The organism is Enterobacter cloacae complex sp. S3, assembly GCF_014930495.1.
Taxonomy (GTDB): domain Bacteria; phylum Pseudomonadota; class Gammaproteobacteria; order Enterobacterales; family Enterobacteriaceae; genus Enterobacter; species Enterobacter asburiae_B.
Genome location: NZ_JADBRD010000028.1, coordinates 48,001 through 68,670 on the forward strand (window position 1 = coordinate 48,001; position 20,670 = coordinate 68,670).

The 20,670-nt window shown below is 57.2% G+C and carries 21 protein-coding genes, 2 tRNA genes and 1 pseudogene; 13 read left to right on the forward strand and 11 right to left on the reverse strand.

Annotated features, from left to right (window positions below):
• Positions 1-101: 101 nt before the first annotated feature.
• From puuE to IM317_RS16110, 3 genes and pseudogenes are all read right to left on the reverse strand, one after another.
• Positions 102-1,001: an allantoinase PuuE gene (gene puuE, locus IM317_RS16100; RefSeq protein WP_223998190.1), complete on the reverse strand. Its 900-nt coding sequence runs from the start codon at positions 999-1,001 to the stop codon at positions 102-104.
• Positions 919-1,793: pseudogene (gene hpxA / locus IM317_RS16105) on the reverse strand (allantoin racemase). Before hpxA ends, puuE begins: the two are co-directional and overlap by 83 nt.
• Positions 1,793-2,509, reverse strand: coding sequence for a GntR family transcriptional regulator (locus tag IM317_RS16110; protein ID WP_010429412.1), 717 nt, complete (start codon positions 2,507-2,509; stop codon positions 1,793-1,795). The pseudogene hpxA and the gene IM317_RS16110 overlap by 1 nt, the downstream one beginning before the upstream one ends.
• Positions 2,510-2,653: 144 nt before the next feature.
• On the opposite strand from IM317_RS16110, the gene IM317_RS16115 reads away from it, so the two are divergent.
• Positions 2,654-4,150: an NCS1 family nucleobase:cation symporter-1 gene (locus IM317_RS16115; RefSeq protein ID WP_029741848.1), complete on the forward strand. Its 1,497-nt coding sequence runs from the start codon at positions 2,654-2,656 to the stop codon at positions 4,148-4,150.
• Positions 4,151-4,249: 99 nt separating this feature from the next.
• Positions 4,250-5,569: a guanine deaminase gene (guaD, locus tag IM317_RS16120; RefSeq protein WP_033145143.1), complete on the forward strand. Its 1,320-nt coding sequence runs from the start codon at positions 4,250-4,252 to the stop codon at positions 5,567-5,569.
• On the opposite strand, the gene uraH is transcribed toward guaD, so the two are convergent.
• Positions 5,549-5,872: a hydroxyisourate hydrolase gene (uraH, locus tag IM317_RS16125; protein ID WP_033145142.1), complete on the reverse strand. Its 324-nt coding sequence runs from the start codon at positions 5,870-5,872 to the stop codon at positions 5,549-5,551. The genes guaD and uraH overlap by 21 nt on opposite strands.
• The gene (uraD, locus tag IM317_RS16130) at positions 5,869-6,369 is read right to left on the reverse strand and encodes a 2-oxo-4-hydroxy-4-carboxy-5-ureidoimidazoline decarboxylase (RefSeq protein ID WP_033145141.1); all 501 of its coding nucleotides are present in this window, start codon (positions 6,367-6,369) and stop codon (positions 5,869-5,871) included. The genes uraH and uraD overlap by 4 nt, the downstream gene beginning before the upstream one ends.
• Before the next feature lie 239 nt (positions 6,370-6,608).
• On the opposite strand from uraD, the gene hpxO reads away from it, so the two are divergent.
• Genes hpxO through IM317_RS16145 form a run of 3 tightly spaced genes read left to right on the forward strand, consistent with a single transcriptional unit; the run spans position 6,609 to position 9,762 of the window.
• On the forward strand, positions 6,609-7,763 hold the full coding sequence (gene hpxO / locus IM317_RS16135; protein WP_033145140.1) for an FAD-dependent urate hydroxylase HpxO: 1,155 nt from the start codon (positions 6,609-6,611) through the stop codon (positions 7,761-7,763).
• 17 nt (positions 7,764-7,780) lie between these two features.
• Positions 7,781-8,815 (forward strand): molybdenum cofactor-independent xanthine hydroxylase subunit HpxD, encoded by a 1,035-nt coding sequence (hpxD, locus tag IM317_RS16140; RefSeq protein ID WP_033145139.1) that lies wholly within the window; start codon positions 7,781-7,783, stop codon positions 8,813-8,815.
• A gap of 11 nt (positions 8,816-8,826) precedes the next feature.
• Positions 8,827-9,762: a PDR/VanB family oxidoreductase gene (locus IM317_RS16145; protein ID WP_033146520.1), complete on the forward strand. Its 936-nt coding sequence runs from the start codon at positions 8,827-8,829 to the stop codon at positions 9,760-9,762.
• Between the two features lie 43 nt (positions 9,763-9,805).
• Here the strand turns inward: IM317_RS16145 and IM317_RS16150 are convergent.
• Positions 9,806-9,893 (reverse strand) — tRNA-Ser (locus IM317_RS16150).
• Between the two features lie 276 nt (positions 9,894-10,169).
• Here IM317_RS16150 and IM317_RS16155 point away from each other — a divergent pair.
• The 6 genes from IM317_RS16155 to IM317_RS16175 all read left to right on the forward strand — a co-directional run bounded on the left by IM317_RS16155 (position 10,170) and on the right by IM317_RS16175 (position 15,307).
• Positions 10,170-11,306: a D-alanyl-lipoteichoic acid biosynthesis protein DltD gene (locus tag IM317_RS16155; RefSeq protein WP_033146519.1), complete on the forward strand. Its 1,137-nt coding sequence runs from the start codon at positions 10,170-10,172 to the stop codon at positions 11,304-11,306.
• Positions 11,303-11,425: a hypothetical protein gene (locus IM317_RS24135; RefSeq protein WP_023335174.1), complete on the forward strand. Its 123-nt coding sequence runs from the start codon at positions 11,303-11,305 to the stop codon at positions 11,423-11,425. Before IM317_RS16155 ends, IM317_RS24135 begins: the two co-directional genes overlap by 4 nt.
• Before the next feature lie 9 nt (positions 11,426-11,434).
• Complete coding sequence (locus IM317_RS16160; protein ID WP_033145138.1) at positions 11,435-12,553, forward strand: MBOAT family O-acyltransferase; 1,119 nt, start codon at positions 11,435-11,437, stop codon at positions 12,551-12,553.
• The gene (locus IM317_RS16165) at positions 12,550-13,983 is read left to right on the forward strand and encodes an AMP-binding protein (RefSeq protein ID WP_033145137.1); all 1,434 of its coding nucleotides are present in this window, start codon (positions 12,550-12,552) and stop codon (positions 13,981-13,983) included. Before IM317_RS16160 ends, IM317_RS16165 begins: the two co-directional genes overlap by 4 nt.
• Positions 13,984-14,000: 17 nt before the next feature.
• Positions 14,001-14,219, forward strand: coding sequence for an acyl carrier protein (locus IM317_RS16170; RefSeq protein ID WP_008499867.1), 219 nt, complete (start codon positions 14,001-14,003; stop codon positions 14,217-14,219).
• Between the two features lie 251 nt (positions 14,220-14,470).
• Positions 14,471-15,307: an alpha/beta fold hydrolase gene (locus IM317_RS16175; RefSeq protein ID WP_032658141.1), complete on the forward strand. Its 837-nt coding sequence runs from the start codon at positions 14,471-14,473 to the stop codon at positions 15,305-15,307.
• A gap of 125 nt (positions 15,308-15,432) precedes the next feature.
• On the opposite strand, the gene IM317_RS16180 is transcribed toward IM317_RS16175, so the two are convergent.
• Positions 15,433-15,690, reverse strand: a complete 258-nt coding sequence (locus IM317_RS16180) for a YjhX family toxin (protein WP_021240841.1) — start codon at positions 15,688-15,690, stop codon at positions 15,433-15,435.
• 313 nt (positions 15,691-16,003) lie between these two features.
• Between IM317_RS16180 and IM317_RS16185 the strand changes: the two genes are divergently transcribed.
• A complete protein-coding gene (locus tag IM317_RS16185) occupies positions 16,004-16,408 on the forward strand; it encodes a GNAT family N-acetyltransferase (RefSeq protein ID WP_033146518.1) in 405 nt (134 codons plus the stop codon).
• Between the two features lie 64 nt (positions 16,409-16,472).
• On the opposite strand, the gene IM317_RS16190 is transcribed toward IM317_RS16185, so the two are convergent.
• Positions 16,473-16,560 (reverse strand) — tRNA-Ser (locus IM317_RS16190).
• A gap of 130 nt (positions 16,561-16,690) precedes the next feature.
• A complete protein-coding gene (locus IM317_RS16195) occupies positions 16,691-18,319 on the reverse strand; it encodes an ABC transporter substrate-binding protein (RefSeq protein WP_033145136.1) in 1,629 nt (542 codons plus the stop codon).
• A 269-nt stretch (positions 18,320-18,588) separates the two neighbouring features.
• On the opposite strand from IM317_RS16195, the gene yccA reads away from it, so the two are divergent.
• A complete protein-coding gene (yccA, locus tag IM317_RS16200) occupies positions 18,589-19,248 on the forward strand; it encodes an FtsH protease modulator YccA (protein ID WP_023335168.1) in 660 nt (219 codons plus the stop codon).
• A gap of 54 nt (positions 19,249-19,302) precedes the next feature.
• Here the strand turns inward: yccA and IM317_RS16205 are convergent, their stop codons facing one another.
• Both IM317_RS16205 and IM317_RS16210 read right to left on the reverse strand, forming a co-directional pair.
• Entirely contained in the window at positions 19,303-19,779 is a 477-nt protein-coding gene (locus IM317_RS16205; protein ID WP_033145135.1) for a hypothetical protein, read from the reverse strand.
• Positions 19,776-20,531 carry a winged helix-turn-helix domain-containing protein gene (locus IM317_RS16210; protein WP_033145134.1) on the reverse strand — a complete coding sequence of 252 codons (756 nt, stop codon included), beginning with the start codon at positions 20,529-20,531 and terminating at the stop codon, positions 19,776-19,778. Before IM317_RS16210 ends, IM317_RS16205 begins: the two co-directional genes overlap by 4 nt.
• Positions 20,532-20,670 lie beyond the last annotated feature (139 nt).

The window sequence follows — 20,670 nt, forward strand, 5'->3', positions numbered from 1 at the left end:
CCCGGTGGCGCTGCGCTTAACGGGCCTACGATGTCCCGTATGCCCTGTGGGTCCTGTAGGCCGGGTAAGGCGCAGCCGCCACCCGGCTAAACACGGCACACTTACTTCTTAAACGGATGCACATCCCGCCAGTGGTCGGCAATCTGCTGGCGGGTACAGACCCACACCCGCTCGTGCTGCTGCACGTAATCGAGGAACCGCTGCAGCGCGCGAAAACGCCCCGGCCGCCCCAGCAGGCGACAGTGCATGCCGATGGACATCATCTTCGGCGCGCGTTCCCCCTCTTCGTACAGCACGTCAAAACTGTCCTTCAGATACGTATAAAACTGCTCGGCAGTGTTAAACCCCTGCGCGGTGGCGAAGCGCATGTCGTTCGCATCCAGCGTATACGGCACGATCAGGTGCGGTTTACGGGAGCCGTCGCTGCAGGCCACTTCCGTCCAGAAGGGCAGATCGTCGCCGTAGTAGTCGCTGTCATAGTCGAAGCCGCCGTGCTCCACCACCAGCTGGCGGGTGTTGGGGCTGTCGCGCCCGGTGTACCAGCCCGTCGGCGGCTTGCCGAACAGGTCGGTCAACACGTGCACCGCCTTGTGCAGGTGTTCGCGCTCCTGGCTGATATTCATGCTCTGATAGTGGATCCAGCGCCAGCCGTGGCTCACCACGTCATAATCCGCCGCCTTGATTGCCTCGACGATCTCAGGATGACGCGCCAGCGCCATCGCTACGCCAAAGACCGTCAGCGGCAGGCCGCGCTTTTGAAATTCACTGTGGATCCGCCAGAACCCGGCGCGGCTGCCGTATTCGTAGAGGGAGTCCATCGACATGTGTTTATCCGGGTAGCTGGCCGCGCCGATAATGTCCGACAGGAACTGCTCGGATCCGGCATCGCCGTGCAGAACGTGGTTTTCCGCCCCTTCCTCATAATTGAGCACAAACTGCACGGCGATACGCGCCTGATTCGGCCACCGCGCGTGCGGCGGGTTGCCCGCGTAGCCGCGCAGATCCCGCGGGTAATCCTGTTCAAAAAGCCCCATTGCCACCCCCAAAAATTAAAATGGATTCAGTGCCTGAAAATGTCCGCTTAACGCTTTTTTCTCCGGGAACGCCAGATCCCCGTGCTTGCTGGTCGACAGCCCCAGCGCCACCAGCGATTCCACCATCTTCACCGCCGCGCTGACGCCGTCGATGACCGGCACGCGCAGCTCGCGCGTCAGCTCCTGCGCCAGCGTCGCCATGCCGCCGCAGCCCAGCACGATGGCGCCGCAGCCATCCTCTTTCAGCGCCTGTATACAGCGCGCGCGCACCTTCTCCTGCGCCACACCGCTGCCGTCTTCCAGCGCCAGCACCGGGAGATCGATAGCGTGCAGCGCCGCGCAGCGATCGTGAAAGCCATACTGGTGCAGCAGATGGCGGGCAATAATCAGCGTGCGCGGCAGCGTGGTGACCACCGAAAAGCGCGTCGCCACCAGCGTCGCCATATGCATGGCGGCTTCGGCAATGCCGATAACCGGCCCCTGCGCCAGCTCGCGCGCCGCCAGCAGGCCCGGATCGCCAAAGCAGGCAATCACGTGACCGTCCACGCCCTGCTCTCTGCCGAGCTTAACCTGTTCGAGAACCCCCACGGCGGCGATGGCCTCATCAAAGTGGCCTTCTATAGACGGCACGCCCGCGCTGGGGCAGACCGCGAGGATCTCCGTTCCCGGCGCCGCCACCGCGCGGGCCGCCGCGCCGATGGTTTCCGTCATCGCGAGGCTGGTGTTGGGGTTGATCACTTGTATACAGACAGATGACATTACGACTCCTTGTGGCCGGCAAACAGCCGGGCAAAATCGGGCAGGCACTCGCCCGCCCGCTCGAAGCAAAGGCTGGCAACGATGTGTTCAAAATGGTGCATTAAGGCATCGCTTAGCGGCTGGAGCGCCTTCTGGCGCAGCAGATCCACAAGCTGTTCGTGATCGTTGCAGCGGCACCCCTGACGCCACGGCGCGCCCCAGGTGGCAATCACCAGCGAGGAGCGCTGGCTCAGGCCAGTCACCATCTCCGTCAGCACCTGGTTGCCGGAGATGGCCTGCAGCTGAATGTGGAAATTGGCGGAGTGGCGGATTGCCGCCGGGCCGTCGTACGCCTCGTGCGCCTGCTGCTCCTGACGAATAATGGCCTCCAGCGCGGCAAGGTGCGGCGGCTGGCAGCGGGCCAGCACGTCCGGCAGGTTGGCGACCTCCAGCAGCGCGCGGGTGCGGAAGATATGCTGCGCCTCTTCCACCGTCGGGCTGGCAACGTGTGCACCACGCTTGGGCGTTAAGGTGACCATTTGCACAGCCGCGAGTCGTTGAAGCACCTTGCGGATGCCCGTGCGGCTTACGCCAAAGACCTCGGCCAGCGCCTCCTCCGGCAGTTTGCTCCCCGGCAGCAGCTGATGTTCGACAATCGCGGTCATCAGCGCCTGAAAGATCGATTCGTCTTTGTCATGCAGGTCTGGCGCGGTCTGCAGGGCGTTTATGTTGTTCATTCACCACTCCGTCTTTTACTCTTCGTTATCGAATCGTATACATAAAAATAAAATATTGCATACAAGATTTATTATTTTGGCCTGGATCCTGCAACACCGTCTGCACTCCCGCTTAACGGGTTTTCATTCACAGGAGCAGGTTTCATGCCAAACAGTCAAAACGCGCAGCAGGGTACGGCCGCTGATTCCGGTGCGGTTTACAGCCCACGTCTTTGCAATGAGGATCTGGCACCGACGCGTGACCAGAACTGGAGCTGGTACAACATCTTTTCGTTCTGGATGTCGGACGTTCACAGCATGGGGGGTTATGTTGTCGCCGCGAGCTTCTTTACGCTCGGGCTGGCAAGCTGGCAGGTGCTGCTGTGCCTGCTGGTGGGGATTTGCATCGTGCAGCTGTGCGCCAACCTGGTGGCCAAACCGAGCCAGATGGCGGGCGTGCCCTACGCGGTAATCAGCCGTCAGGCGTTTGGCGTGTTCGGGGCCAATATTCCGGCGGTGATCCGCGGGCTGATCGCCTTCGCGTGGTACGGCATTCAGACCTACCTGGCCGCCAACGCCCTGATGCTGGTGGCGCTCAAGTTCTGGCCGTCGCTCTCTTCGCTCACTACCGGCGCGTTTCTGGGCCTGTCGCATCTCGGCTGGATCTGCTTTGCCATCATGTGGGTGCTGCAGGCGATGGTCTTCTGGCACGGCATGAGCGCTATCAAGCGCTTTATTGATATCGCCGGTCCGGCGGTCTACGTGGTGATGCTGGCCCTCGCAGGCTGGATTGTATACAAGACCGGTTTTGACGGCATTTCCTTCACTCTCGCCAGCAAATCCCTGAGCGCGGGGGAGCAGACCTGGCAGATGATCACCGCGACCGCGCTGGTGGTGTCTTACTTCTCCGGCCCGCTGCTCAACTTTGGCGACTTCTCCCGCTACGGCAAAAGCATGGGCGAGATCCGCCGCGGCAACCGCTGGGGCCTGCCGTTTAACTTCCTGCTGTTCTCCATCGTCACCGTGGTGATTGTCTCCGGCACCCAGTCGCTGTTTGGCCGCATGATCACCGACCCGATCGAAACCGTCAGCCGCGTGGGCAACGATCTGGCCGTAGCGATTGGCCTGCTGACGATGATCACCGCCACCATCGGGATCAACATCGTCGCGAACTTCGTCTCCCCGGCGTTTGATTTCTCTAACTGCTCGCCGCAGAAAATCAGCTTCCGCACCGGGGGCATGATTGCCGCCGTCGGCTCGATCCTGCTCACCCCGTGGAACCTGTTCAACTCGCCGGAGCTTATCCACTACACCCTGGACGTGCTCGGGGCGTTCATCGGCCCGCTGTTCGGCATTCTGATTGCCGACTTCTACCTGATTAAGCGCGGCAAGGTGTCGGTTGACGATCTGTTCGACGACACGCCAAAGGGCAAATACTGGTACCGCAACGGCTTCAACCCGAAAGCCATTGGCGCGCTGATCCCGTCCGTTGCCGTGGGCCTGGTGATTAGCTTCATCCCGGCCCTGCATGAGGTGGCGAACTTCAGCTGGTTTATCGGCGTCTTCCTCGGCGGCGTGACCTACCGCTGGCTGGCGCGGGAAGATCGCGAGACGGCGGGCGCGACGTCGTTCAGCTCACGCGTGGCAACGCAAAAAGAGTAACTTCCTCCTTCCGGCCGCAGCTTAGCTGCGGCCCGTTCATTCTGGCACCGTTCTTGCTGCGCCTTATCACCCCGTTATGTACACAATAAGGCAGGAACCATGATGGATTACCAGACAGCGATCCGCGGCGCATTTTTTGATATTGCCCAGGTCTGCGATAGCGCAGACGCGATTGCCCGGCACGCGCGCTACCTTGAGGACGGGGTGCTGTTTATACAGAACGGAAAAATTCTGGCGCACATGCCGTGGCAGGAGGGCGAGCAGTATCTTGACCCCCACAAGGGCTACACCGACCTGCGCGGTAAGCTACTGCTGCCCGGTTTTGTCGATACCCACGTCCATTATCCGCAAACGGAGATGATCGGTGCCTTTGGCGAGCAGCTGCTGGAGTGGCTGACCACCTACACCTTCCCGGTGGAGAGCCAGTTTGCCGATGAAGCCTACGCGAAAGAGATCGCCGAATTTTTCATTCACCAGCTGGTAAGCAACGGCACCACCACCGCGCTGGTGTTTTGCACGCTGCATCCGGAATCGGTCGAGGCGCTGTTTACCGAAGCCCTGCGCCTCAACATGCGCCTAATCGCCGGAAAGGTGATGATGGACAGACACACGCCGGACTACCTGAGCGAAGACGCGAAGCAGAGCTACCGGCAGACGCGTGCGCTGATCCAGCGCTGGCACCACCGGGGACGGCTGGGCTACGCCATTACCCCGCGCTTTGCCCCGACCTCATCCCCCGAGCTGCTCGCCGCGGTCAGCCTGCTCAGAGAGGAGTTCCCGGATACCTGGATGCAGACCCACCTGAGCGAAAACCCCAACGAAGTGGCCTGGGTGAGCGACCTCTGGCCGGAGCACGAGCGCTATCTGGACGTGTATCACCACTACGGCCTGACCGGCGAGCGCAGCGTGTTCGCCCACGCGATTCACCTTCACCACAGCGAGTGGCAGTGCCTGCATGACACCGGTTCGGCGGTGGCGTTTTGCCCCACCTCTAACCTGTTTCTCGGCAGCGGGCTGTTTCGCCTGCCCGCCTGCTGGCAGCACAGGGTGCGGATGGGCATCGGCACCGACGTCGGCGCGGGCACCACCTTCAGCATGCTGCGCACCCTGGGGGAGGCCTACAAGGTCGGCCAGCTTCAGAGCTACCGCCTGCGCGCCAGCGAGGCGTTTTACCACGCCACGCTGGGCGGCGCGCACGCCCTCAGGCTCGACGATAAGATTGGCAACTTCGCGCCCGGCAAAGAGGCGGATTTCGTGGTGATCGACCCTGACGTGACGCCGCTGCAGCGCCTGCGCAATCGCCGCTGTCAGGATATCTACGAGCAGCTTTTTGTGCTGATGACCCTCGGCGACGAGCGCAACATCAGCGAGACCTGGGTCAACGGCGAGCGGGTATGGTCAACTTCCCCGGTAGGTTGACCATCCGCCGGGCGCAATCACAAACGGCAGATGGAAATGCTCGTCTGCCGCTTCTCCCGTCACAAAATCAATTTGCGCGCAGGGATATAGCGTGTCGCGACCGGTTTCGCTAAACCACGCTCCGATCTCCGCCACCAGCCGATAGCGGCCTGCGGGCAGAGAGGGAACGAACGCGGCGATACGTCCCTGGACGTTGGTCACGCCCGAGGCCATTATTTCGCCCTCCCGTTCGAGATGGACCGTCACGCCCTGTGCGGGTTTGCCCGTCGAGATATCAAGAATATGGGTGCTGAGTGTGCTCATTCGCTAATAACTCCTTCCAGCCGTAGCAGCGTAATTTCCCGCAGCTGTTCCAGCGCGGCACGGATTTCCTGCGCGTCGCTGTTCTCCAGCCGCGCGTGCAGCGCCTGTAAAATCTCCTCGCCGCTGCGGCCCTTCGCGCGGATCAGAAACACGCGTCCGAAGCGGGCCTCGTAGCGGGCATTGCCCTCACGCAGCGCCCGGGCAAGGGCAGCATCGCCTTCATTCACCGCGCCCTGCTCCTGGCGCGACAGCGCCGCCTCCGCCTGTGAACCTGCGGGCTTTTCTCCGATGCGCGGATGGGCGCTCAGGGCCTGCGCCAGCGCCGCTTCGTCCCAGTTTTGCGTCAGCGCGTTTGCCGTACTGAACAATTCGTCCCGGCTGGCGTAGGGCCGCCCTAGAGCCAGCGCATCGGCCCACTCGGGGAGCGCCACGCAGGGGTGAATCAGCGCTAACGCCTTTTCGTGGGGAAGATGATTGAAGTCGTGCAGTGCGATCATAGCGTCTCCTTTATTGTCTTCTTCCTGATTGTTGCACAAACCACGCCACTCTGAGCGCGGGCGTGAAACAGTCGATTCCGTATAGCTCAACTGGAAATTTTTGATTCAAAAAAAGGCACGCTCACCGCGTTTGCGCACCTTAGCAGTGCAAACTCACCTCTAACAACGCCGTTTTCACCACTCTGCAGCCTGGTACGCAAATTGCTGAATGTCTTTACACCCTGCAAAAGGAGAGAAGCATGAGAGCAATCGTCATTGGTGCGGGTATTGGCGGCCTGAGCGCCGCCGTCGCGCTGAAGAAAGCGGGCATCGACTGTACCGTGTTTGAAGCCGTCAAAGAGATCCGGCCCGTCGGGGCGGCCATCTCCATCTGGCCTAACGGCGTGAAATGCATGCAGCACCTCGGCATGGGCGACATCATCGAGACGTACGGCGGGCCGATGCGTTTTATGGCCTACAAGGATTACCGGCGCGGCGACACCCTGACCCGCTTCAGCCTTGCCCCGCTGGTTGAGCGTACCGGCGGGCGCCCCTGCCCCGTCTCGCGCGCTGAGCTTCAGCGCGAAATGCTGGACTTCTGGGGGCGCGACAGGGTGCAGTTCGGCAAGCGCGTCGAACGCGTAAGCGAAGACGGCGCGGGCGTGAGCGTGACCTTCACCGACGGCACCACGGCAGCCGGCGATTTTCTGATTGCCGCCGACGGCAGCCACTCCGCCGTGCGCCCGTACGTGCTGGGCTATACCCCGGAGCGCCGCTACGCCGGGTACGTGAACTGGAACGGGCTGGTGAAGATTGACGAAGAGATCGCCCCGGCGCACCAGTGGACCACCTTCGTTGGCGAAGGCAAACGCGTGTCGCTGATGCCCGTTTCCGGCGGACGTTTCTACTTCTTTTTTGACGTACCGCTGCCCGCGGGCCTGGCGGAGGATCGCACCACCCTGCGCGCCGACCTCACGGGCTACTTCCGCGGCTGGGCGCCGCCGGTGCAGAAGCTTATCGCGGCGCTGGATCCTGAAACGACCAACCGCATTGAAATCCACGATATTGAGCCGTTCGACAGCCTGGTGCGCGGCAACGTCGCGCTGCTCGGCGATGCCGCGCACAGCACCACGCCGGATATCGGCCAGGGCGGCTGTGCGGCGATGGAAGACGCCGTGGTGCTGGGAGAATGCCTGCGTGAAAACCACAGCATCACGCTGGCGCTTCGGCAGTACGAAGCGCTGCGCTGCGACCGGGTACGTGACCTGGTGCTGAAGGCGCGTAAACGCTGCGACGTCACCCACGGGAAAGACATGGCGTTGACGCAGGCCTGGTATCAGGAACTCAAAGAGGAGACCGGCGAGCGCATCATCAACGGTCTGTGCGAGACCATTCAGGGCGGCCCGTTAGGCTGAACGTAAGAGGGACAACGATGAAAAGAGAACCGACTCCACCCGCCCACTGCACGTTTGAGCCCGAGGACTGGCTGCGCCTGGCGAAATGCTGGCATCCGGTCGCGCGCGCCTGCGACGTCGGCCCGGCACCGGTCAAGGCGACCCTGCTGGACGAACAGCTGGTGATTTACCGGATCCACGACCAGGTCGTGGTCGCCCGTGACGTCTGCCCGCACCGCGGCGTGCCGCTGACGCTCGGCTTTCACGACGAGCACGGAATTATCTGCCCCTATCATGGCCTCCGCTTTGGGGAGGACGGGCGCTGCAACCGTATTCCGTCCAGCCCCGACCAGCCCGTTCCGGCGAAGCTGAACCTGATTAACTACGCCGTGGAAGAGCGCTTCGGCCTGATCTGGACCTGCCTGGCGTTTGACCCGGACAATCCTGTACCGCTGCCCACCATGCCGCACTGGGATGACGACGGATTTCAGCAGATCAACTGCCCGGCGTTTGAGGTGAACGGCTTTGCCGGTCGTCAGGTAGAGGGGTTTCTGGACGTGGCGCACTTTGCCTGGATCCACACCGATACCTTTGCCGACCCCAATAATCAGCGGGTCCCCACCTATCAGCCGCAGGAGACGCCGTTCGGTTTTGTTGCCGATTACTGGAGCTCCGTGAGCAACTATCCCGCCAGTTCACCCGTGCAGGCGCCGGAAGGGTTTCAGTGGCTGCGCCATTTTGAAATGCATCTGCCGTTTACCGCCACCCTGACGATTCATTTTCCGGGAGAATCGCGACTGGTCATCATGAACGCCGCGTCGCCCGTGTCATCGCGCGTCACCCGCATGTTCGCCCCTATCGCGCGTAACTTTGACCTGCATATTCCGGTGGAGGATGTGCATGCCTTCAATCTGCGCATTTTTGAAGAGGATCGCCTGATGGTGGAAACCCAGCGCCCGGAAAGTCTGCCGCTGGATCTGACGCTGGAAGCCCATATTCCCGCCGATAAGAGCTCAATTGCCTACCGTCGGGGACTGAAGAAGATGGGCTTTGGCGAATTTTTCCTCGTATGACGGAGGCCGATATGCTGAGCGTAATTGTTGACGGGCTGTGGCGCGAGGGCGACAAAAGCCTCGCCGTCAGGCTGGTGGCTGAAGACGGTAACGCGCTGCCGGCGTGGCAGCCCGGCGCGCACATTGATGTGCACTTGCCCTGCGGCGCGGTGCGCCAGTATTCCCTGACCGGTGCGTGTGGAGACGAGAGCTATCTTATCTGCGTGGGGCGGGAAACCGCCTCGCGCGGCGGATCGCGCTACGTTCACGAGACGCTGCGACCCGGGCAGAAATTAGCAATCTCTGCCCCGCGCAATCTGTTTCCGCTGCATCAGGCTGAGCGGGTCTTGCTGCTGGCGGCAGGCATTGGCATTACGCCGCTGTATGCGATGGCCCTGCAGCTGAAGGCGGCCGGAACGCCGTTTACGCTGCACTATTACGTCAAACGCCGCGAAAGCGCGGCCTTTGCGCGCGAACTCTCCCGGTTCGGTGAGTGCCAGATTCATACCGCCAGCCCGCGCACGGCGCTGGCAGAGCATCTCCCGGCACCTGAGGCGGGGCTTCACGCCTGGATCTGCGGCCCGGCAGGGTTTATGGAAAAAGTGCGAGACGTGGCGACGGCCAGGGAATGGGATGATGGCCATCTTCACAGCGAGGCGTTTCAGCCCGCGGTCCCTGCCGCACGCGGTGACGCGGGCGAGATCTTTACGGTCAAACTCGCCTCCACCGGGGAGCGCTGGCCGGTGCCTGTGGATAAGACCATCGCTCAGGTACTACAGGAGAACGGCGTGGACGTACCGCTGTCATGCGAAATGGGGATCTGCGGGGCGTGCCTGACGCCGGTGATTGACGGCGTGGTGGATCACCGGGATAGCGTGCAGTCGGAGGCGGAAAAAAGCGCGACGGATCAGCAGGTGGCGCTGTGCTGTTCGCGGAGCCATTCCGGGGAGCTGGTGATTGCCCTGTAAAACGAAAAAACCCTGCGATATTGCTATCGCAGGGTTTCGAATTTGGCGGAAGCGTAGAGATTCGAACTCTAGAACCCTTTCGGGTCGCCGGTTTTCAAGACCGGTGCCTTCAACCGCTCGGCCACGCTTCCAAAGTGAGGCGCACTATAAACATCTATTAGCCCCTTGTAAAGCAGGAATTTTTCTATTTTCACCCGCCGGCGTTTGACTGCGCAAAAATCACCCAGGCGCTTGCCGCGCACCGGTCACAGCCACCTTGTACATACCGTTACACAGCAACGCTCATCCTTTTAAATCGCTCTGGTATAGAATGCCACAAAAATAAACGGTCATTTGTTGTGTAATTGTTATAAATCTGAGTACCCGCAGATTTAGAAATTACTGCCATGCAGTGTTACTGGTTGATGATGAAAATCAAAAATACGCTTTGCTTACATATCCTGATGGCGACCCTGGCCATATTGTTCCTTTGTGTTCACCCGCTGGTGACGAGCTTCAATCCGCCCCTCACCTTCCAGCCGCTGATTAAATCAATGGCGGGCACGCCGAAAGAACAAGCGGAAAAAATTGCGACTATTTCCCATGCCTTAGAAGGGAATGCTATTTTCTTCATTGGCGCGTCTGAGGTGGCCACCTCAGAAGATGAACATTACGCTGTATATAATTACTTTAATAAGCAATTACACAAACCCGTCGTGGCGTATGGCGATGCGTTCGTCGATGATGAAACGCAATTTTTACTGTTCTCTCGTTTTAAAAATAGCCTTAACGCAAACAGTAAAGTTGTTTTGCTTCTGGCTCCTGACAGCTTTTATTCAAAAGGGCTGCCACCGGCTATCTATGCCGATAATTTCCCCGGCTCTATTTTTAATCCGTTGATGAAGGATCCGCAGGCGCGCCCGCTGCTGGTTAATTATTTAAAGCATATTGATAGTAAAGAAATAAGCCATTTAACCTTCGGCCAAATGCGCGTCTTTGGCTGGCACCCCGATCTGATGTGGGACGAGCTGAGCTTCCAGTTTGCCAACGTCTGCACCCTGATAAAAAACGACTGGCTGGCGCTGCTCAACATCACGCCCCAGACGGTACAGCCCTGGCCGCAGCAGCCAGCCGCCCACATTGCCCCCGACTGGGATAAAGAGCTGGCGAATGCGCGCGAGTTAAATAAAAAACGCCAGCAGAGCGCGGCCACCCTGTGGATGGACAAAACGATTTACGAGGAGGACAGTACGCGGCAGCAGTGGGATGACACGCCGGTCGTGCCTGCGCAAATCGCCGCCTTCAGTAAAACCGTCCAGCTGCTTAAAGAACACCACGTGCAGGTGATTGCTATCGTCGACCCGGTTAACCCCTGGGCGCTTTACAATACCGATACCTTCCGTCCGGTTGATAAACAAATAAAAACCATTCTGGAAAAAAACCAGATCCCTTATTTAGATATGTACGCCATGCCTTATCAGAATGGCTGGAACTGGGATCGTTTGCACCCTTCCGAACTGGCCTGGGTTCCTATGATTCGCTTTATTGCACAGAGTTTTAAATGATGAAAATCGCGATCCGTCTTTTTTTCCTTTATCTCCTGCTGGCGATCACCATCGTCGCGTGGACCTCTGTCGATGACAGCATGAGCATGCAGCTGCATTTTGAATATCAAAAGTTCTGAGGCCGAATGATGTACAGCTCAGGAATGTTTTTTGTTTATTTGTTTTCATCCGCGCTGGCGTTTGCGCTGGTTAATCGCGTATTGCGCCATCGTCTGACCTGGTTATCTGCGCTCTCGGTGTTAACGGCGCTGGGATGGGGATATATATTTCAGGGCGATTATATTGTCCCCGCCGCCGTTTTTTTCAGCTTTTATGTTTTTGCCACGCTTAAAGAGAAGGGATGGTTAAAAACGTGGCAGGCGGTCGTTCTGACATTATTGCCGCTGCTGCTGGTGAAATTACATTTAAATAACCACTGGGGCATGATCGGCCTCTCTTTTATGACGTTCCGCGCGCTGGACGTGCTGCTCTATCGCAGTAAAAAAGAAGGTCAGAATTTCCTGCACTATTTCTGTTATCTGTTTATGCCCTTTATTATCCTGGCCGGCCCAATGTACCGCTGGCGGACATGGATGAATGACGTCAGCAAGCCCGGATTTGCCCTTAACCGCGAACAGTTTTTAGTCGCGTTAGAGCAAATCATTACCGGCATTGTCCAGAAGTTCCTTTTTGCCATGCTGATTGATTCCCTTGTCGTGCAGCCCTGGAGCCATAAGCCGTTTACGCTGACCGTGGGCGTGGTGATGTCGATTGCCTACAGCACCTACCTGTACTTTGATTTTGCGGGCTACAGCAATATGGCCATCGGCACGGGCCGCCTGTTTGGGCTCAGCATTCCGGCAAATTTTAACATGCCGATTCTGGCAAAGAACCCGCAGGATTTCTGGCGCCGCTTCCACATCAGCCTGTCTGAATGGCTGCGCGATGTGGTCTTTATGCCCGTTTATATGAACCTGATGAAATTCAACTTTTTCCGTCAGAACAAAACGCTGGCGCAAAATATCGGTATTTTTTGCACCTTATTCTGCATGGGGGCATGGAATGGCCTGGAACGCCATTACGTCATCAGCGGCGCGCTGTTTGGCGCGATTTCCGTCGCTCACAATATGCTGCTGTGGTCAGCCAAACGCAGCCCGGCATTGCACCGCGGCCTGCAGTATCCGGCCGTTGCGTTTTTAGGGCGAATTCTGACGCTGGGAAGCGCCGCGGGATCCCTTTACATCTTTAGTGGAATGTCACCTCTATGAAAAATCACTCCGATCTTCAGGAACTGCAGGATTTCTTACGTGCGGCATTGTGCGATCCCGCCTCCCCGCAGCAGCTGGCCATCAGCGGCAGCGACGAAGCCTTAAGCTGGCTACAGCTTTCTGCTGCCGTGACGGACTGGGCGCAGCGCTATCAGCGCTGCCAGCCTGTTGCCGGTACGCCGGTCGTATTGTACGGACACCAGCAGGCCGATTTCGCCGTGGCGATTTATAGCTGCCTGCTGCACAACATTCCGTACATCCCGGTGGACTGCATCTATCCGCAGGAGCGCCTTCGGGAGATCTGCCATCTGGCCAGCGCCCCTTACTATTACGACGTGGCGACCCGGCAGTTCATCGCCACCGGGGAACCGGGCAAGGTACTGGAGGAGCAGGATCTGGCCTACATCATGTTTACTTCAGGCAGCACCGGTAAACCTAAAGGCGTGCAGATTGGGCGTGAAAGCGTATGGCACTTCATGAAATGGGTCAGCCAGGACTTTTCACTGCCGGAAAAACCGGTCCTGATGAACCACGCGGTATTCAGCTTTGACCTCTCCCTGATCCCTTTGCTGGCGAATCTGGCGATGGGCGGACACATCGTGCTGAACGCCAAAGAGGACATTCAGAAAGAGAACTGGCTGGAGCGACTGAAAAGCAACGCGGTCTCCGCCTGGGTTTCCACCCCTTCTTTTGCATACCAGCAGCTGCTTTCCCCGCAGTTCAACAGCGAGTATTTGCCCGCACTCAACGTCTTTATCTTCATTGGTGAAGTGCTCAATAAAGCGCTGGTTAAACAGCTTCGCCGCCGCTTCCCGCAGGCCAAAATCATAAACTCCTATGGCCCTACGGAAGCGACGATTGCGACGACCGTGGTTGAAATCACGGATGCGATCCTGAACAGCGACAGCGCCGTGCTGCCGGTGGGGGTCATGATGCCTGAGAGCAAAATGGAAATTTCCGCCGACGGCGAGCTGATTATCTGGGGTAAAAACGTCATGCGCGGCTATCTCGGCCTGCCGCAGGAGAACGCGGCGAAATTACTCCGTCGGGAAGATGAAGCGTTTCGCGGCTACCGGACCGGCGATCTAGGCTATGAGGCGGGGCTGATCTACTGTCAGGGCCGCAACGACAGCCAGGTCAAACTGAACGGCTACCGTATTGAAATCAACGAGATCGAGAACCGCCTGCTGGCCATGTCCGGCATCAACGAAGCGGTGGTCCTGCCGCTGATGAAATCCTGCGGCAGCGTGCTGCGCATTGCCGCGTTCTGCGTGACGGATATGGCGCCGGACACCATCAAAACATCGCTGTCGAAGGTCGTTCCGCACTATATGGTGCCTTCACAAATTATCGTAAAAGACGCTTTGCCGCTGAATCCTAACGGCAAAATTGACCGCAAGCTGCTGGACGCTTACGCCCGCACAAATTAATGACTCCAGGAAAAATTATGGAACAAGAAATTCTCGCCCTGTTCGAAAAAGTGTTATCCCGCAAGGTGGGCTTTCACGATGAACTGATTGAATCCGACATTCTCGACTCCATCCTGGCGGTCGATATGGTGCTGGAAGTGCAGGACGTTTACGGCTGCATGATCCCGCCAACTGACGTGGCGACGGTGCTAAAAACCCCGGCGGACCTGGCCCGCTATATTGAAGAAAACCGCTAAACGCCCCTGCTGTTAATGCTGCCCTGAAGGCTCAGGAGGATCTCTCCGGAGCCTTCATTCGTTCCCCCTCCTCCTGAACGCTGTTCTGCTCCTTTTCACAGGAATGAAACCGACTGCTTTTACTATTTCTCCTACACTTTAGGAGTACTGTCGGTACGGGAAAGAGAAAAAAGCCAACTTAATTAAGGCATTAATGATTCGCTGTGCGCTCAGCCGGGGAACGTTTTGCCTTTAACAGAGGAGTCTGCGGTATGGCATTCGTAACAACGAAAGACGGCGTCAATATTTATTACAAAGACTGGGGCCCAAAAGAGGCTCAACCCATTGTTTTCCACCACGGCTGGCCGCTAAGTGCCGATGACTGGGATAACCAGATGCTCTTCTTCCTCGCTGAAGGCTATCGCGTTATCGCTATCGATCGTCGCGGTCACGGGCGTTCGGACCAGGTGAGTGAAGGCCACGATATGGATCATTACGCGGCCGACGCGTCGGCCGTGGTTGAAAGCCTGGACCTGCGCAATGCCGTGCACGTCGGTCACTCCACCGGCGGCGGACAGGTCGCCCGCTATGTTGCGCAGTATGGGCAACCGCAGGGGCGCGTCGCCAAAGCGGTGCTCGTCAGCGCCGTCCCGCCGCTGATGGTCAAAACGGACAGTAACCCCGGCGGAACGCCCATCGAGGTTTTCGACGGCTTCCGCAAAGCGCTGGCGGCTAATCGCGCCCAGTTTTACCTCGACGTCGCCAGCGGCCCTTTCTACGGCTTTAATCGGGATGGCGCGGACGTTTCACAGGGCACGATTCAAAACTGGTGGCGTCAGGGGATGATCGGCAGCGCAAAGGCCCACTACGAGGGGATTAAGGCGTTTTCAGAAACCGACCAGACGGAGGATCTAAAAACCATCACGGTTCCCGTTCTGGTGTTGCAGGGCGACGACGATCAGGTCGTGCCGTATAAGAATGCAGCCCTGCTGCAGGACAAGCTGCTGGCGAACAGCGTACTGAAAATTTATCCGGGCTTCCCGCACGGGATGCATACCACGCACGCGGATACCATCAACGCGGACATTCTGGCCTTTATCCGCTCTTAAACGTCGCCTTTATTGCCGGGTGGCGCTGCGCTTACCCGGCCTACATTCCTGCATCCGCAACGATATCCCTGAATTACACCGTTCAATGCATGAACGCCACCCGCGGGTGGCGTTGTTTATTCCGCTTAGCGATTATCCAGCTGGGCGCGAACGTTGTTCAGCCCGGTAGTGTTGATGCGGTAAGGCTGCCCGTTCACGGAACGGATCAGCTTTTTGGTGCGGAGTTTTTTAAAGACGCTAAGCGTGCAGTCGCTCAGCACCAGCCCTTCACGGGTGTAGCACTCAACGGAAGTGACGCGGCCAGAGCTGTCGCGGACGTGCACAATACGTCCACCTTTGGCGAGAACGTGTAAGGTGCGTTGTTCCTGACGGGATAAATTCATACTGGAAAACCTGTGTAATCATCATGCGTAAAAACGAGCCCACACCCGCAGGTGCGCGCGTAAGGTTTAAGCGCAGCGATAACCAGTCCGTCCTGAAAAGGGCGGGAAACTGATTATCTGATGAAAACATTCTCCAGCATCAAAGCCTCGGTAAGAGATAGCAATATATTTACAGGATGAATGATAACGCCTGTTTTTTACAGGGAAATAGCAGAGTCTTAAAAGTGTGAGGCGGATCGATCCTAAAAATCGTGTTTAGTCAGTTTTACTGCCAGACTGGGATCCCCTGATGGACACTGACTGGAGCTTTTTTATGCCTGATAACTATACCGTTGTTGAGACCGTCCCCACTGCAGAAGCGTTTTGTCGGCTGCGCGAAATCTCGGGCCTCAGCCCTCGTCCTCTGGAGGCAGCCCGGAAAGCACTGCCTGGCAGCTGTTACGGCATGCATATTCTGTATGAGGGTAAACCAGTGGGTATGGGGCGAATCGTGGGGGACGGTGCGTTGAATTTCGATATTGTCGATGTCGCCGTTGATCCCCTTTATCAGGGGAAAGGGCTTGGCAGAGTCATTATGGAAACGCTTGTAGCCTGGCTGGATACCCATGCCTGTAAAGGGGCCTACGTTTGTTTAATGGCGGATGTGCCTGAGCTTTATGCAAAATTTGGTTTTACGCTCGTTCGCCCGGAAAGCGAAGGAATGGCCAGAATCTGGTGACAGACAAACCCGCGTTAAGGCAAAAGAAAAACCCCAGGTTAACGAGTAACCTGGGGTTTATATCTGGCGGAAGCGCAGAGATTCGAACTCTGGAACCCTTTCGGGTCGCCGGTTTTCAAGACCGGTGCCTTCAACCGCTCGGCCACACTTCCTAAGTGAGGCGAACTATAAACACCTCACCGCGTGCTGTAAAGAGTGGCTGCACTCGTTCGCTGTAAAAATAGTCAAAACGTGTTTAATCGGTTGAACTGACGACACATCGACGATTTTATCAGCACAGGCCTAGTGTTTTTTGATGTACATGTCTTTCGTGAAATAGTACCCCAGCTTATCCGGCGTAAATCCGCCTACCCACGGTTTCACCAGGTGGGTGCGGACGTAGTGATAAACCGGAATAGCCGGCACATCACGCCCCAGCAGATCTTCCGCCTGCTGGTAGAACTTACCCCGCTCTTCCGCTGATTTGGCTTTTGCGGCATCGAGCAGCGCCCGATCGTATTCCGGATTGCTGTACTGGCTGGTGTTTTCGCTGTCGCCCGTGCGGAAGTTGTTCAGGAAGGTCGCCGCATCGTCGTAATCGGCAATCCACGCGTACCGCACCGCGTCAAAGTTGTGGGTGTGCATGGTATCCAGCATGGTTTTCCACTCCTGGTTTTGCAGCTTTGCCTCCACGCCAAGGTTTTTCTTCCACATGGAGCTGGCCGCAATCGCGATGCGCTGGTGCGATTCAGAGGTGTTGTAGAGCAGGTTGAAGCTCAGAGGATGGCTGGCGTTATATCCGGCCTCGTTCAGCAGCTTTTTCGCCTCAGCGATGCGCTTGTCCAGCGGCCAGCTGGCGTAATCCGGGTTCTGTAACTTCACGCCGCCAATATCCGGCTGGCTGATGAGCCACGCCGGGCGCTGCCCCTGCCCTAATACTTTTCCGGCAATGATGTCTTTATCCAGCGCCATGTTGAGCGCCTTACGCACGCGCGCGTCGTTGAACGGCGGCCGGGTGGTATTGAATTCGTAGTAATAGGTCGCCAGCTGAGGTGAAACGTCCAGCTCGCTGCCGAGGGTTTTCTTGAGCTGGGCAAACTGGTTGATCGGCACCGTGTACACGATGTCAATTTCGCCCGCCTTATAGCGGTTCACATCCGAGGCCTCGGACGTGATGGGCAGGTAGGTGACTTTGTTAATCACGGTATGTGCGTTATCCCAGTAGCGCGGGTTGCGCTCTGCCACGATGCGTTCGTTGACCACCCACTGCGACAGCTTATACGCCCCGCTGCTGACGAAATGCTCCGGCTTGGTCCACTTATCCCCGAAGCGGCCAATCAGCACTTTATCCACCGGCACCAGCGACGGGTGCGCCAGCATCGCGAGGAAGGCCGCGTTTGGCTGCGTGAGCGTCACTTCCAGCGTGGTGTCGTTAATCGCTTTTACGCCCAGCGTATCGGGCGCTTTTTTTCCCTGAGCAATATCGGCCGCGTTGACGATATGCATGTTGCCCGGATAGCTGGCATACGGCGAAGCCGTTTTCGGATCGATCAGGCGCTGCCAGCTCCAGACCACATCCTCAGCGGTAATCGCCGTGCCGTCGCTCCAGGTGATGCCCGGGCGCAAATGGAACGTCCAGACGGTGTTGTCCTTGTTCTCCCATTTTTCCGCCAGTCGGGGTTGAACTTCTCCTGCCGGGGAAACGCCCACCAGCCCTTCGAATAAATCACTGATAATATTGAATTCGACATCGCTTTCGACTTTATGCGGGTCGAGCGAAGCCGGTTCACTGCCGTTGTTTCTGACCAGTTCCTGTTTGTCGGCCAGCGCGGTTCCTGCCGGCACGTTAGCCGCCCAGGCTGCCGTGCTGGCGCACAGGATCCCTGCGGTTAACAAAGAGAGCGTAAAGTGAGTGCGTGTTTGTGGTTTCATTTCCTTCGCCTTATAGTCTGTTTTATGACGATCCGGAAATAACTCTTAGCGTTCGAATGGTAATAACGCAATATTTTTCAGTAACCTATAAGAGCTTGATCTGGTAAATTGTCGCAAACCGCTGTTCATACTGGCGAAACGGATTTCTGCAGAAGAAATAACCACCTCCAGCGCTAACGTGCTGAGTAAAGATGGGTAAAACCACTTTGAGACTGGCGTGCCGTTTCCTATTCTTTCCACTAATTACATCTGTCATAAGAGAGTGACTCATGGATCGTATAATTACTTCTTCACGCGACCGCACATCGCTACTCAGCACCCATAAGGTGCTGCGCAATACCTATTTCATGCTCAGCCTGACGCTGGCTTTCTCAGCGATCACCGCCACCGCCAGCACCGTTCTGATGCTGCCGTCTCCGGGGCTGATCCTGACGCTGGTGGGTATGTATGGTCTGATGTTCCTGACCTACAAAACCGCTGACAAGCCCGTCGGCATCCTGTCCGCGTTTGCTTTCACCGGCTTCCTGGGCTACATCCTGGGGCCGATGCTGAATGCGTATCTGTCTGCCGGTATGGGTGATCTTATCGGCATGGCGCTGGGCGGTACCGCGCTGGTGTTCTTCTGCTGCTCGGCCTACGTGCTGACCACGCGTAAGGACATGTCCTTCCTCGGCGGTATGCTGATGGCGGGTGTTGTGGTAGTGCTGGTGGGCATGGTGGCAAACATCTTCCTGCAGCTGCCTGCCCTGCATCTGGCAATCAGCGCCGTGTTTATTCTGATTTCTTCAGGCGCGATCCTGTTTGAAACCAGCAACATCATTCGCGGCGGCGAGACGAACTATATCCGCGCCACCGTGAGCCTGTATGTGTCGCTGTACAACATCTTCGTCAGCCTGCTGAGCATCCTGGGCTTCGCCAGCCGCGATTAAGCACAACGGATACGAAAAAGGAGAATGCCTGTGGCATTCTCCTTTTTTTATGCCCTACTCACCCCGGCAAATATAGGTGGGATAGCGCCGGTCCTGAATCAGCCACACGGAAGGCGAGAGTTCAGAGATCGTCAGGTAGTAGCGTGCGGTCGGATTGGCGAAGCTACCCCACTGAGCATCAGGCGTATTGTCATTGTGCCGACGCCAGGTTTTGGTGTAGCTCAATACGATGACGTTATCATCGTCCCGCTGCTGCCAGGTAAAATCCACATCCCTGTCAACGATCAAACATTGCCCGCCAGCCCTTGCCGCGCCTTTATAGGTGGTCAACCCGGTACCGTCCCGATGAAAATAGAACTGGGCAACGGTATTGACCTTCACTTCACTGGCTTTTCCCTCATTGCGCGTGAAATTAAATTCAGTGCTGCAGGCCAGCACATCCTTTTTACCCACGCTGCCGGAATAGTAAAAAAATGCCAGCGAACAACCAACCAGTACACCGCCCACGCCAAAAAGAAGTTTTATTTTCATTTTTGTGCCCCGCTTTTATAACGTATGGTTTTACACAGGCTGGTTTTGCTGACCGGACAGGCACCAATAAACACCTCATCTGCAGCGGAAATAGTAAAACGGGCGCTGAAATAATAAATGTCGTACTCCTCCCGTCCGCACGCCACGTTATTAGCCTCCAGCCGCTCCGCTAATTTCGATAGCACCAGCGGTCGTCCGTGATCGTTGATAATCCAGATGCTGCAACGCGCGATTTTTTCCTTAACCGGCTTGAGTTTCGCCGGAATGAAAATCCCCTGCTGTCGGCTGAAGTAGAGGCTCGTCCCCAGCGCAGCGACGATCAATACGGCCACAATCGCCCATTTTTTCATGGAGGCGCGTTGAGGCTTTACTTCTTGCGGTGCGACCGAGGGCTGCGGATCGACGGATGGAATATTCTCCCCGGGCTGAAAAATCACCTCAGCATCAAAGCGAAATCCGTAACGGGGTACGGTCACAATAAATTCGTGCCCCTCTCCCAGAGACTGGAAGCTTTTACGTAATTCGCTTACCGCTTTATTGAGATTATTTCCCGATGGCGTAAAGCCAAATTCCTCCCAAACGCGAGTGATCAATTCCTCCCGACTCAGGTCGTGCCCTTTGTGTTTTATAAATTCCTGCAAAAGCCGCACGGCTGGCGCCGAAAGCGTTAATACAGATTCTGGTTGTCCAACAAGACTTATTGCATGTGCTTCAGGATCGAATAACAACGAATTATTGCATATAAAAAACATCTTTTATTCTCGGCTGTTACCGCATGCTTTTTTAATCCCTGGTACATCGACATGAAAACCGCCTCCTGACCTGCTTATTTTTTCATCAGAAGGAATTTTCTTCCTATCCCTGGCCGCGGTATTTTCGCTTAACTATACA